At 64.7% G+C, this 12209-nt stretch carries 15 protein-coding genes; 9 read left to right on the top strand and 6 right to left on the bottom strand.

From position 1 onward, the window contains the following. Positions 1-4: 4 nt before the first annotated feature. Entirely contained in the window at positions 5-400 is a 396-nt protein-coding gene (locus A3E77_RS18160; RefSeq protein WP_293648648.1) for a hypothetical protein, read from the top strand. Between the two features lie 73 nt (positions 401-473). Here A3E77_RS18160 and A3E77_RS18155 read toward each other — a convergent pair whose 3' ends face one another. Both A3E77_RS18155 and A3E77_RS18150 read right to left on the bottom strand, forming a co-directional pair. Continuing rightward, positions 474-1019 (bottom strand): (2Fe-2S)-binding protein, encoded by a 546-nt coding sequence (locus A3E77_RS18155; protein WP_293648645.1) that lies wholly within the window; start codon positions 1017-1019, stop codon positions 474-476. A 27-nt stretch (positions 1020-1046) separates the two neighbouring features. Continuing rightward, positions 1047-1811, bottom strand: coding sequence for a class II aldolase/adducin family protein (locus A3E77_RS18150; RefSeq protein ID WP_293648642.1), 765 nt, complete (start codon positions 1809-1811; stop codon positions 1047-1049). Positions 1812-2090: 279 nt separating this feature from the next. On the opposite strand from A3E77_RS18150, the gene rpsU reads away from it, so the two are divergent. Both rpsU and A3E77_RS18140 read left to right on the top strand, forming a co-directional pair. Then, on the top strand, positions 2091-2297 hold the full coding sequence (gene rpsU / locus A3E77_RS18145) for a 30S ribosomal protein S21 (RefSeq protein ID WP_037510267.1): 207 nt from the start codon (positions 2091-2093) through the stop codon (positions 2295-2297). A gap of 27 nt (positions 2298-2324) precedes the next feature. Beyond that, positions 2325-2486, top strand: a complete 162-nt coding sequence (locus tag A3E77_RS18140) for a hypothetical protein (RefSeq protein ID WP_293648639.1) — start codon at positions 2325-2327, stop codon at positions 2484-2486. On the opposite strand, the gene mtgA is transcribed toward A3E77_RS18140, so the two are convergent. The 4 genes from mtgA to A3E77_RS18120 all read right to left on the bottom strand — a co-directional run bounded on the left by mtgA (position 2477) and on the right by A3E77_RS18120 (position 5845). Continuing rightward, entirely contained in the window at positions 2477-3184 is a 708-nt protein-coding gene (gene mtgA, locus A3E77_RS18135; protein ID WP_293648636.1) for a monofunctional biosynthetic peptidoglycan transglycosylase, read from the bottom strand. The two genes, A3E77_RS18140 and mtgA, sit on opposite strands and share 10 nt — an antisense overlap. A gap of 60 nt (positions 3185-3244) precedes the next feature. After that, positions 3245-3814 (bottom strand): hypothetical protein, encoded by a 570-nt coding sequence (locus A3E77_RS18130; RefSeq protein WP_293648633.1) that lies wholly within the window; start codon positions 3812-3814, stop codon positions 3245-3247. Positions 3815-3905: 91 nt separating this feature from the next. Next, entirely contained in the window at positions 3906-4808 is a 903-nt protein-coding gene (gene rpoH / locus A3E77_RS18125) for an RNA polymerase sigma factor RpoH (RefSeq protein WP_293648630.1), read from the bottom strand. Positions 4809-4888: 80 nt separating this feature from the next. Beyond that, positions 4889-5845, bottom strand: coding sequence for an RluA family pseudouridine synthase (locus A3E77_RS18120; RefSeq protein WP_293648627.1), 957 nt, complete (start codon positions 5843-5845; stop codon positions 4889-4891). Between the two features lie 139 nt (positions 5846-5984). On the opposite strand from A3E77_RS18120, the gene A3E77_RS18115 reads away from it, so the two are divergent. The 6 genes from A3E77_RS18115 to A3E77_RS18090 all read left to right on the top strand — a co-directional run bounded on the left by A3E77_RS18115 (position 5985) and on the right by A3E77_RS18090 (position 12205). Beyond that, positions 5985-6638 carry a histidine phosphotransferase family protein gene (locus A3E77_RS18115; RefSeq protein WP_293648624.1) on the top strand — a complete coding sequence of 218 codons (654 nt, stop codon included), beginning with the start codon at positions 5985-5987 and terminating at the stop codon, positions 6636-6638. 278 nt (positions 6639-6916) lie between these two features. After that, on the top strand, positions 6917-9349 hold the full coding sequence (locus tag A3E77_RS18110) for a chemotaxis protein CheA (RefSeq protein WP_293648622.1): 2433 nt from the start codon (positions 6917-6919) through the stop codon (positions 9347-9349). Next, entirely contained in the window at positions 9346-9783 is a 438-nt protein-coding gene (locus A3E77_RS18105) for a chemotaxis protein CheW (RefSeq protein WP_293648619.1), read from the top strand. Before A3E77_RS18110 ends, A3E77_RS18105 begins: the two co-directional genes overlap by 4 nt. Before the next feature lie 76 nt (positions 9784-9859). Next, positions 9860-10234 carry a response regulator gene (locus A3E77_RS18100; protein WP_058802094.1) on the top strand — a complete coding sequence of 125 codons (375 nt, stop codon included), beginning with the start codon at positions 9860-9862 and terminating at the stop codon, positions 10232-10234. Between the two features lie 67 nt (positions 10235-10301). Further along, the gene (cheB, locus tag A3E77_RS18095; RefSeq protein WP_293648616.1) at positions 10302-11351 is read left to right on the top strand and encodes a chemotaxis-specific protein-glutamate methyltransferase CheB; all 1050 of its coding nucleotides are present in this window, start codon (positions 10302-10304) and stop codon (positions 11349-11351) included. Continuing rightward, positions 11348-12205, top strand: coding sequence for a CheR family methyltransferase (locus A3E77_RS18090; RefSeq protein ID WP_293648614.1), 858 nt, complete (start codon positions 11348-11350; stop codon positions 12203-12205). Before cheB ends, A3E77_RS18090 begins: the two co-directional genes overlap by 4 nt. Positions 12206-12209 lie beyond the last annotated feature (4 nt).

The raw sequence follows: 12209 nt of genomic DNA, 5'->3' as shown, positions 1-12209 counted from the left end.
GGGCTTGCTGCGCCTGCCGTTGTTGCCATTGCTGGCGTTGCTGGTCATTGCCGCGCTGCGCCTGCCATTGCTGGCGCTGCGCCTGTCGCTGCGCGTCATTCCCGCGCTGCTGCCGCATTTCGCTGCGCGGCTGCCGATCGGCCCGCGGCTGGCGGCTTTGCTGGCGCTGGGCGCGGGCTTCACCACCGCCGCGGCGCACTTCGGGGCCGCGCGGTCCACGGTCACCACGGTCGCCGCGCTGCGCGATCTGCACCCGCTCGCCCGATGCCTGTGCGGCTGCGGGAGCGATGGGGGTCAGGATCGTTGCCGCAATCAGCAATCCTCCGAACATCTTCTTCATCTCGCCATTCTCCAACTCATGTCCCGTTTGCTGGAGAGGCCAGCCGGGATGATGACGTGATTCTTACCCTGTGCAAGATGATCGACGGCTGACCGCGTTGTTGCCTGCGGTTCAGCTAGATGAACGGGCGCGTTCAGCTTCCCGGCGGCAGGCGCAGCGCCGGGACGGCCTCTGCCGCATCTTCCGGGCGGATGCCGGGCGGCGGGGCGGCGGCGATGCGTTCTTCGCCGCGGATGACGCGGCCCGCCAGCCGGATTGCGGTGCGGATACGCGGATAGGTGCCGCAACGGCAGATGTTGGTCATCGCCGCGTCGATTTCGGCATCGCTGGGATTGCTGTTCGACCGCAGCAGCGCGGCCGCGGCCATGATCATTCCCGACTGGCAGAAACCGCATTGCGGCACCTGCTCGGCAACCCACGCCTGCTGCACCGGATGGCTGCGGTCGCGCGCGAGGCCCTCGATCGTGGTGACGAAGCGGCCCTCGCATTCCGCAATCGTGACCATGCAGCTGCGAATCGCCTCGCCGTCGATGTCGACGGTGCAGGCGCCGCAATCGCCGGTGCCGCAGCCATATTTGGTGCCCGTCAGGTTCGATGCGTCGCGCAGCGCCCACAGCAGGGGCGTTTCGGGGTCCATGCGATATTCGACCGGGCGGTCGTTGACCGAGAATCGCGTCATGCCGCCCCTGTTAGCGCCGCGGTGGGATTAGTCACGCCAGCTCGTGTCGATCTTGTCGACCTTGCGCACCATTGCGTCGAATTCGGCCTTGCCAGCCTGTCCGGGAATCGAGGCCATGAACAGGTCGCGCTGGTGGACCGCGATCACTTCGTTGGGCACGGTGATCGGCTGGCCCATGCTCATCGTCGCCATCTGGATTTCGCACGCGCGCTGGAGCGCCCAATATTTGATGAAGGCTTCGGTCAGCGTCTTGCCCATCACGACGGGCCCGTGATTTTTCAGCATCAGGATGCGCTTGTCGCCGAGGTTCTGGACGAGCCGCTCGCCCTCTTCCTCGCGCACCGTCACGCCCTCGAAATCATGGTAGGCGAGCTGGCCCGCGAAATTGCAGGCATAGAAGTTCACGGGTTGCAGCCCGCCTTCGAGCGCGCACACCGCGACTGTCGCGGTGGTGTGCGTGTGGATGATCGCGTGCGCGTCGGGCAGGACGCGGTGGAACAGGCTGTGCTGGACAAAGCCCGCCTTGTTGACGTGCCAGGGATTATCCTCGTCCACCTTGTTGCCGTCGATGTCGATCTTGATCAGGTTCGACGCCGTGACTTCGCTGAAGTGCAGGCCATAAGGGTTGATCAGGAAGGCGCCTTCCTCGTCGGGCACTTTTACCGTGATGTGGTTGAAGATCATCTCGTCCCAGCCCATCATCGCGAAGACGCGGTAACAGGCGGCCAGTTCCTGCCGCGCCGTCCATTCGGCTTCGCTATATTTGCTGTTGCGCTTGAGCTGGGTCGCCATGGCCTGTCCCTCATCATGATGTTAGTTTCGTCCTGCTACCTATGCCATAAGGAAGGGGCGTGGCACAATCCCGCGAGCGGACAGCAGGGTTCGATAGCGCGCCGGGCGCGGTTCGCCGCGCGGGGGCTTGCATTTCGGCGCGAATCTCTCTAGTTGGCGCTCCATCGGAACGTCGCGTGATCGCGGCGCTCTTTTTATTGCCCGAATATCGGCGATTTACGGCAAACCGGGTTGCCCGGTGGCGCAAATCGTTTTGACGAACAGGAGACGACACGGCGTATGCAAATCATCGTTCGCGACAATAATGTCGACCAGGCCCTTCGCGCGCTCAAGAAGAAGCTGCAGCGTGAGGGCGTGTATCGCGAAATGAAGCTGCGTCGTCACTACGAGAAGCCCAGCGAAAAGCGTGCGCGCGAGCATGCTGCCGCCGTCCGCCGCGCCCGCAAGATGGAGCGCAAGCGGATGGAGCGCGACGGTATCAAGTAAGACCGTCTCCCGTTCGGGATCCTGATCGTGAAAGGGGCGCTGCGGCAACGCGGCGCCCTTTTTCGTTCTGCGCAATGCAAGATCGACAAGGATCGGGGCAAGATCGACAAGGATCGGGCGCTGCCGGTGTCTCCCCATCGCGACGCGACCGGGCGGATGTCCCGGCCTTTGGCGGTCAGCTATTCATAAACGCACGCATCCAGCCCGTCGCGCCGCACCTGGCCGATCCGCGCGGTGATCGTATTGCCGTAACGGCGGGTGAAGCCCGATGGGCTGATCGCCTCGCGCTTCTTGGGCAGCGGCAGGATCGCGGCGATCCGGGCGGCCTCGCGCGGCGTCAACTTGTCGGCGCCATGTTTGAAATAACGCTGCGCGCCCGCCTCGACGCCATAGGTGCCGATGCCGGTCTCGGCGACGTTCAGATAGACTTCCATGATCCGCCGCTTGCCCCAGATTTTTTCGATCAGGAAGGTGAACCATACTTCGGGCACTTTGCGGACGTAGCGCGTCCAGCCGCTGCCCTGCCACAGGAAGACATTTTTCGCCGTCTGCTGGCTGACCGTCGATCCGCCGCGCATGCGCTTGCCCTGGGCGTTGCGTTCGATCGCCTGTTCGATCGCTTCGGTGTCGAAGCCATTATGGGTGCAGAATTTTCCGTCCTCGGCCGCGATCACCGCGCGCACCATGTCGCGGTCGATATGCGACAGACTTTCCCAATCCTTGGTGATGCCGTTGCTGTCGAACAGCATCGTTGCGGTCACCGGCGGCGGCACCACGGCATAGACGAGCACCCACGCCACCGAAATCGCGATGAACCACAGCAGCCATTTGAACGGTCGCAGATACCAGGGAAGCTTGCGCGGCTTGGCGCGGGAAGACGTTGCCATGCCGCCAAATTAGCCGCTTGGCGGCGCGAGGCAAGCGGGGTTGATCCGGTCGATCGAAATTCAGGGCGTGGGTGGCGGATCGTCCTTTGCGGCCATGCGGTCGGCCGCGTCTTTCGCCAGCGAACGCATCTTTGCTTCGGCGTCGGCCTCCTTGCCGCTCATCACCAGCCAGGCCATCACCGCGGCGGCGATCAGCGACAGCAGCGCGAGCCAGTAACCGATTTCCCAATGGACCTGGATCATCGCCAGTGCGGCCTGATCCATATTGCCGTTCGACCCGTTCTTTGCCGCTTCAGCCAGGATCGCATCCTTGCTGTAGCGATAGGTGCCGAAGAAGATCAGCGCCAGCGCCGCCACCGACGTGCCGAGTACCAGCTTCGCGGCCTCGCGGCCCCGGGTGAAAAGGAGCACCAACCCTCCCGCAATCGCGAGCAGCGCCAGAATCAGCCAGATGTTGAGCGAGGCGCCATCGCTGGCCTGCGCGGCCTGTCCCATCGCGGTGACGCGGCCAAAAGCCAAACCGAACCCGCTCGCTTCGACCAATGTCTGGTCGGAACAGCTGACCGTCATCCACGGCAGCAGAAAGGCCAGCAGTGCGATGCCTTTGGGAATCCGTATCCATTTCCACATGACCTGTCCCCCTTCGACGTGTCCGAAAGGGGAGGCTGGTCCTTTTGGATCAGCGAGTCAAATCGCCGCTTCCACCCGTCGGCGAAAGCCGTCAGGCGGTGACCAGCCGCCGGTCGCCCGCGAGTTTGAGCATCGCCTTTTGCAGCTTCTCGAACGCGCGCACCTCGATCTGGCGGACGCGTTCGCGGCTGACGTCATAGACCTGGCTCAAATCCTCGAGCGTCTTGGGGTCGTCGGTCAGGCGGCGTTCGGTCAGGATGTGGCGCTCGCGTTCGTTCAACGTTTCGAGCGCCTCGTTCAGCAGCGAATGGCGCACGTCGCGTTCCTGCGCCTCGGCGACGCGTTCGTCCTGCAGCGGGCCTTCGTCGCCCAGCAGGTCCTGCCACTGGCTGTCGCCATCCTCGCCCATCGGGACGTTCAGCGAGGTGTCGCCGCCCATCGCCATGCGGCGGTTCATGCTGGTGACCTCTTCCTCGGTCACGCCCAGGTCGGTCGCGATCTTGGTCAGATGTTCGGGCGACAGGTCGCCGTCCTCGAACGCCGCGAGGTTGTTCTTCATCCGGCGGAGATTGAAGAACAGCTTTTTCTGCGCGGCGGTGGTGCCCATTTTGACAAGGCTCCACGACCGCAGGATGAACTCCTGGATCGACGCCCTGATCCACCACATCGCATAGGTGGCGAGGCGGAAGCCGCGTTCGGGGTCGAATTTCTTCACGCCCTGCATCAGGCCGATATTGCCTTCGCTGATCAGTTCGCTGACCGGCAGGCCATAGCCGCGGTAGCCCATCGCGATCTTGGCAACGAGGCGAAGGTGCGATGTGACAAGCTGCGCCGCAGCTTCATTGTCGCCATGCTCCTGAAACCGCTTCGCGAGCATATATTCCTGCTCGGGGGTCAGGAGAGGGAATTTGCGAATTTCGGCCAGATAGCGGTTCAGGCTCGCCTCGCCGCCGAGCGCGGGCACCGTTGCCGGAACATTGCTTTTGTTAGCCATGGGTAGAGACTTCCCTTATTTTCAGAGGAGAAATATGCCGCGGTTGGGTCCAGCGGTCAAAATAGATTTTCATTCAAAACCTAAACGCGCAATTCATCGATCAGTTCCCGCATGTCCGCTGGGAGTTCGCTGTCGAGCGCGATCCTGTTACCGGTCACCGGATGAATAAAGCCCAAATGGGCCGCGTGCAATGCCTGCCGCGCGAAATTCCGCGCTTTCAGCACCTCCGACAGAGGCTTTTTGGCGCGGCCATAGACCGGGTCACCGACCAGCGGGTGGCCGATATGCATCATGTGGACGCGCACCTGATGCGTGCGTCCGGTTTCCAGTCGGCATTCGACCAGCGTGGCATTTTTCAGCGGCTCGATCGTGCGATAGTGGGTGATCGCATGTTTGCCGCGGCCTTCGGCGACCACGGCCATCTTTTTGCGGTTGGTGCTCGACCGGCCCAGCGCGGCGTCGACGGTGCCGTTCGCGGGCATCGGGCGCCCGGTCGCAATCGCGAGGTAGCGGCGGTCGATGCTGTGCGCCGCGAACTGCTTCGCGAGGCCTTCGTGCGCCTTGTCATGCTTGGCCGCGACGATCAGCCCGCTGGTATCCTTGTCGATCCGGTGGACGATCCCCGGCCGCGCGACGCCGCCGATCCCCGACAATTGTCCTGCGCAATGGTGGAGCAGGGCGTTGACCATCGTGCCGTCGAGATTGCCCGCGGCAGGATGGACGACCATTCCCGCGGGCTTGTCGACGACGATCAGATGTTCGTCCTCATAAGCGACGACCAGCCCCATATCCTGCGCCACATTATGCGCCGGGGTGGTGGCGGGCAGGCGGACCGCGATCGTCGCGGACGCCGCGGCCCTGGCCGAAGGGTCCCACAAGATCGTGCCGGTCGCATCGGCGACACGGCCGCCCTTGATCAGGTTTTTCAATCGTTCGCGCGACAGGTTGGGCAGGGCCTCCGCCAGCGCCCGGTCGAGCCGCAACCCGGCCGCGCTATCCGCCAGTGCCACGGTCAAAATATCGTCATCCCCCTGCATCGAAGCGAATGTGGTTTTGGGGCGCCAAAATTCAAGGGTCGCGGCTCGCCGTATCATGCTTGCTCTGGGCGGCCCCGGTGCCGTAGGAGCGGCGCACGCCGGAAACGTCCGGACACTGCGCTGGGGAGCCTGTTCATCCATGACCGACGATCGCGTCGATTTCGCCTCGATGCTGGCCTCGCGCCTGTGTCACGACCTGCTGAGTCCTGTCGGAGCCTTCGCCAACGGGCTGGAACTGCTCGCCGACGAGAAAGACCCGGCGATGCGAGAGCGTTGTTTTGAACTGCTCGAACAAAGCGCGCGGACCTCGGCGAACAAGCTCAAATTCTTTCGCCTCGCGTTCGGATCGGCCGGGGGGTTCGGCGAACTGGTCCCGGCCGACGAGGCCAAGTCGGCGATACAGGGCATCATCGGTGACCGCGCGATCGAACTCAACTGGATGATCGGGACCGAACCGCTGCCCAAGCCCGCGGTGAAGATCATCCTCAACCTCTCGCTGCTGCTCGTCGATGCGTTGGTGCGGGGCGGGCGGCTCGATATCGGCTGCGAAAAACAGGGCGCCCATCCCGACGGAGCGATCGAAATCGCGCTGCACGTCGAGGCCGAACGCATCTTCCTCGATGCCGACGTCGAACGCATCCTTGCCGAAGGTGAGGGCGCCAGCCCGATGACTTCGCGCACCGCGCCCGCCGTGCTGGTGCAGGCGGTTGCGCGGCAGAGCGACGGCACCGTCATGCTTGCGCGCGAAACGCCGACGTCGCTGCTGGTTGGGGCGGTGCTGAGGGGGCGTTGACCGGCGGGCGGCACGACATCCCGCAGGAAAGCCAGCGCTCGGCAAAAGGGCCCCACAAAGCGGCGAGGCCCTTTCATCCTCTGCGGTCCTGACCAAAGGAAGCCCCATCGGCCTTCGGGGTCGCACGAAAGCCTCTGCTTACACAGCCTAGGCCTATCTGGCCCAGAGTCGATACATATCGCGCCGGAAGCGAGAGGCTGCGGTCGCGGCGATTTCATCCCTTTTGCGCGGTTCTCGGCTGCCTTGCGTAAAACCCTCCTTAACCATTGTCCGCCATGGTGAAGCCTCAGTTTTTAGGGCGCACCGATACGGCGATGGACGATCTGCTGAACGACTTTTTGGCCGAAACGGCGGAGATTCTGGCCGAAGCGGGCGGGGCGATCGTCGCGTGGGAAGCCGATCCGGCCGACCGCGCCCAGCTCGACGCCATTTTCCGCCTTGTCCACACGATCAAGGGCAGTTCGGGTTTTCTCGCGCTGCCGCGCGTTACCGCGCTGTCGCACGCCGCCGAAGATGCGCTCGACCAGGTTCGCCGTGGCAATCGCCAGGCGAATGCCGCGCTCGTATCGGGCGTTCTGGGCATTCTCGACCGTCTGGGCGATCTCTGCACGGCTTTGGGCCAGGACGGAGCCGAACCCGCTGGCGACGACCGCGAAGTCATCGGCGCGCTTGCCGAACAGGGCGCCGCGCCCGATGCGTCGTTCGAGGTCGCCGGGGTCCCGCTGCGCCGCGACGACGATTTCGGCACCGAACTGCAAAGCTGGCGTTCGATCCGTGTTCCGTTGCCGCTGCTTGACAGCGTGATGACCGGGGTCACCGACATCGTGCTCGCGCGCAATGAATTTGCCCGGATGCTCCGCGAATCGGGCGCCGACCTGTCGGTCATCGCTTCGTTCGACCGCCTGTCCGATTCGATCGCCGGAATGCGCCAGTCGGTCAGCCAGATGCGGATGCAGCGGATCGACAAATTGTTCGCGCCGCTGCCGCGGATCGTCCGCGACCTGGCGCAGGACTTGGGCAAGAAGATCGCGTTCCAGACGAGCGGCGGCGAGGTCGAACTCGATCGCGAGATGATGGAGAATATCCGCGATCCGCTGATCCACATCGTCCGCAACGCCATCGACCATGGTGTCGAGCCGCTGGAGGACCGTGTCGCCGCGGGCAAGGACATCACCGCGACGATTTCGGTGTCCGCCCGCCAGTCGGGGAACCAGATCGAAATTGCGATCCAGGACGACGGTCGCGGCCTGTCGCCCGACGCGCTGGTCGCCAAGGCGGTCGCCATGCGCGCCATTACGGCGGCCGAAGCGCGCGCGCTGGGGCCGAAGGAAAAGCTGGACCTGATCTTCCGCCCCGGTTTTTCGACCGCCGCGGAAGTGACCGCCATTTCCGGCCGCGGGGTCGGGATGGATATCGTCCGGGCGAATGTCGAAAAGATCGGCGGCATCGTCGAACTGCGCAATGAAGAGGGGCGCGGGCTGACGATCCTGCTGCGCGTGCCGATGACGCTGACGATCATATCCGGCCTGATGGTGCGCGCGGCGGGACAATATTTCGCGATCCCGCGCGGCGCCGTCCGCGAAATCCTGTTGGAAGGCGGTGACACCGTTCGCATCGACCGCGTCGGCGGCGGCGAACTGGCGACGGTTCGCGGCGAACAATATCCGCTGCTCCGCCTCGAATCCGTGCTGGGTCGCGGGCGCCACCACGGCGACGACGTCGACGACCGCGCGCTCGTCATCGTCCGTCCGGGGCAGGGGCAAAGCTATGCGTTGAGCGTCGCGGCGATCCACGACCATGAGGAACTGGTGATCAAGCCCGCGGCGCCGATGATTATGGCGACCGGGCTTTATGCCGGGACAACGCTGCCCGACAACGGTCGCCCGGTGCTGCTGCTCGACGTCCAGGGGATGCTCGCCGCGTCGGCGATCGACGCCAGCGAGGCCGGTCGCAGCCACGACCGGATGGCCGAGGCCGAGGCCGAAGCCGCCGCGGCGCGCAATGCCGCGCAGTTGCTGCTGTTCCGCGATACCAACGCCCGCGTCCGCGGCGTCCGCCTGTCGGTCATCGAGCGGGTCGAGGAAGTCCCCGCATCGGCCTTGTTTGAAAGCGCGGGCCGGGTGCAGGCCCAGATCGGCGACGAGATTTTTCCCGTCCATGCGGCGACCGCGCCGGGCGGCGAGGGGAGCTTGAAACTGCTCCGCCTTTACGACGGGCAGGCCGTGCTCTGCTATCCGATTGCCGAGGTGATCGACATCGTTCGCCTGCCCGACGCCGTCCAGCCGTCGGCCGCGCCGGGGCTGGTCGCCGGCGTTGTGCTCGTCGGCGGCGAGCCCGTCGAACTGATCGACCCTTTCTGGCTGATGGAACAATATGCCGTCGGGGCGGCCGCCGCGACGGCGCTGCGCCAGCCGCTCTGCCGCCTGGCCGACGACCATGACGGCTGGGGCGACAATTTCCTGGCGCCGATCCTGCGGAGTGCCGGTTACCGCGTCATTTCGGGCGATACCCCCTCCGACGAGGCCCCCGACGTGCTGCTGTGCTTCACGGCCGAAGGTGCGCGGTCGCGCGACGCCGCCGACGGGGTGCCGGTGATCCGCCTGCGCAGCTCGATCGCCGCCGCCGGACCCGGCGACGACACCGTCTATCGCTACGATCGCCAGGCGCTGCTCGACGCGTTGCGCCGCCAAATCGGGGGACAGGTCGCATGATGGAAAAACTCTATCTGATCGCGCGTATCGCCGACACACGGGTCGCATTGCGCAGCCGGGCGATCCATTCGGTCGTCACAGTCGGCACGCCGGTCGAGGTTCCCGCCGCGCCGCCGCATGTCGCAGGACTGTTTGCGCTGCGCAGCCGCGTCTTCACCCTGATTGACCCGCATGTCGTCGTCGGGCTGCCCCCGGTGCCGGTGGCGCCGGGGCAACGCGTGATCGTCGTCGAGGTCGCCCAGCATGGCTATGCGCTGCTCGCCGACGAAATCGAGGATGTCTGTTTCATCGACGCGCCCGAAACGCGGATTGCGGGCAAGCTGCTGCCCGGATGGGCGCGCGTCGCCGATGCGATGATCGAGCATCAGGACGCTTCGCTGCTCGTCGTCGATCCGTCGCATTTCATTACCTTACCCACCTTAAAGGCTGCATGATTCCTGCCGTTCATTAACGGGCTGAATACCCCTTCAACCTAAACAGGCCCAAGTCGCGGGGGTCGGAGTTAAATTAATGTCGAAATCTTGTCTGGTGGTCGACGACAGCAAAGTCATTCGCAAGGTCGCACGCCATATCCTTGAAAGCATGTCCTTTGCGGTCGAAGAGGCCGCCGATGGACAGGAGGCGCTGACCTTTTGCCGTGCCAATCGCCCCGATGTCATCCTGCTCGACTGGAACATGCCGGTGATGAGCGGGATGGAGTTCCTCGGCGCGTTCAACGATCTCGACTATGGGCATGAAGAACGGCCGCGCGTCGTGTTCTGTACCACCGAAAACAGCATCGACCATATCCGCGCCGCGATCGAAGCGGGCGCCGACGAATATGTGATGAAGCCGTTCGACCGCGAAACGCTCGAAGGGAAGCTGCAACTCGTCGGCATCGCTTGAAGGCAGGGGGCCAGTCGTGGCGCAACCGCAACGCTTGATACCCGATACTCCGCCAACAGCCCGCACCGTGCGCGTCATGCTCGTCGACGACAGCCTTGTCGTGCGCAGCATCCTCGAACGCATCGTCGACCAGCGCCCCGGGCTCCAAATCTGCGCCTCGGTTGCCTCTGCGCAGGATGCGCTGGATTATCTTGCGCGTGAACCCGTCGATGTCGTGGTTCTCGATATCGAAATGCCCGGAATGAGCGGTATCGACGCGCTGCCGCACATATTGGCGCGGGCCGAGAAAGCGCGCGTCCTCATCCTGTCGTCGAACTGTGTCGAGGGCGGCCCCGCCGCGATCGACGCGCTCGCGCTGGGCGCGAGCGATACGCTCGCCAAGCCGGGTCGTGGCAGTTTTTCGGGCCGCTTCGCCGAAGTGCTCACCGAACGGATCATCACGCTGGGCCATCGGCAGGAGCTTCCGGCGGCGATCCCGGTGGCCGAACGCCGCGCGCCCGCACCATCCGTGCTCGCGATCGACACCGCGCAGCCGATCGAATGCATCGCGGTCGCGGCCTCGACCGGCGGCATTCCCGCCTTCTCCAACTTCCTGGCGCATCTCGACCCGCGGATCGGCGCCCCGATCCTGCTGACCCAGCATCTGCCCGACGCTTTCATGGAATTTTACGCCAAGCAGATCGCGACGATGACGACGCGCCGCGTCCGCGTTGCCGAGGCCGGCATGGCGATCGAGCGCGACTGCATCTATCTGGCCCCCGGCGATGCCCATATGCTGGTGGTTGCCAATGGCCGCCGTCATGAAATCGCGCTCGACCGGCGGCCGACCGACAATGGCTGCTGCCCCTCCGCCGACCCGATGCTCGATTCGGTCGCCGACGTTTATGGCGCGGGCGGCATCGCCGTCATCCTCAGCGGCATGGGCCGCGACGGCGCGATCGGCGCCGCCCGTCTGAAAGGTGCCGGTGGCACGGTGTTCGCGCAGGCGCCCGAAAGCTGCGTGATCTGGGGTATGCCGGGCGCCGTCGCGAAATCCGGGGTCGCCGCCGCCACGCTGAACCCCGATGCCATCGCGCTGATGCTGGGCAGTTATCTGTCGGGGCGCAGCAAGCCATGATGGGGTCGAGCGCCAGCGAATCGGCCTATCGAGTGCTGATGGGGGTGCTCGAATCGCGGACCGGACAGACGCTGTCGCCAAACCGCATATGGCGGATCGAAATGTCGCTGAAACCCGTGATGCAGCGCCACGGCATCGCCGACCTCGACGCGCTGGTCGGCGCTCTGGTCACATCGAACAGCCGCCAACTGCTCGACGATACGGTCGACGCGATGCTGAACAACGAGACATATTTTTATCGCGAATACAGCGTTTTCGACGAAATAGCTGCGAATGCACTCGAACGAATCCGCGAAATCAACGCGCTGCGCCGACGCGTGACGATCTGGCATTGCGGGGTATCGACCGGGCAGGAGGCCTATTCGCTGGCGATGCTGATTGCCGAACAAGGTGCGAAATGGGCGGGGTGGCAGGTCGATATCATCGGCACCGATGTCAGCTATCATGCGATCAGCCGCGCGCGCGTCGGGCTTTACAGCCAGTTCGAGATCCAGCGCGGGCTGCCAGTGCAGCGCATGGTGCGCTGGTTCGACCAGACCGAGGGGGGCTGGCTCGCCAAGGCAGATTTGCGCCGCCGGATCGATTTTTCGGTGCAGAATATGCTCACCGATCGGCCGCCGCTCGCCAGCCCGGCCGACCTGATCTTCTGCCGCAACCTGCTGCTCTATTTCTCCGCGCCGATGCGGCAGAAGGCTTTTGCGCGGCTCCGCGCGATGGCGGCGCCGCAAAGTTTCCTCGTCCTCGGCGCGGGCGAAACGGTGCTGGGGCAGACCGACCAATATGTCGCCAGCCCGCGCTTGCGCGGCCTTTACGAGCCCGCCGACCAACAGGTGCGCCGCCCGGCCGCCGCCTGACCTT

It is taken from the genome of Sphingopyxis sp. RIFCSPHIGHO2_12_FULL_65_19 (assembly GCF_001830555.1).
Lineage (GTDB): Bacteria > Pseudomonadota > Alphaproteobacteria > Sphingomonadales > Sphingomonadaceae > Sphingopyxis.
This window is presented reverse-complemented; position numbering and strand designations above follow the sequence as displayed.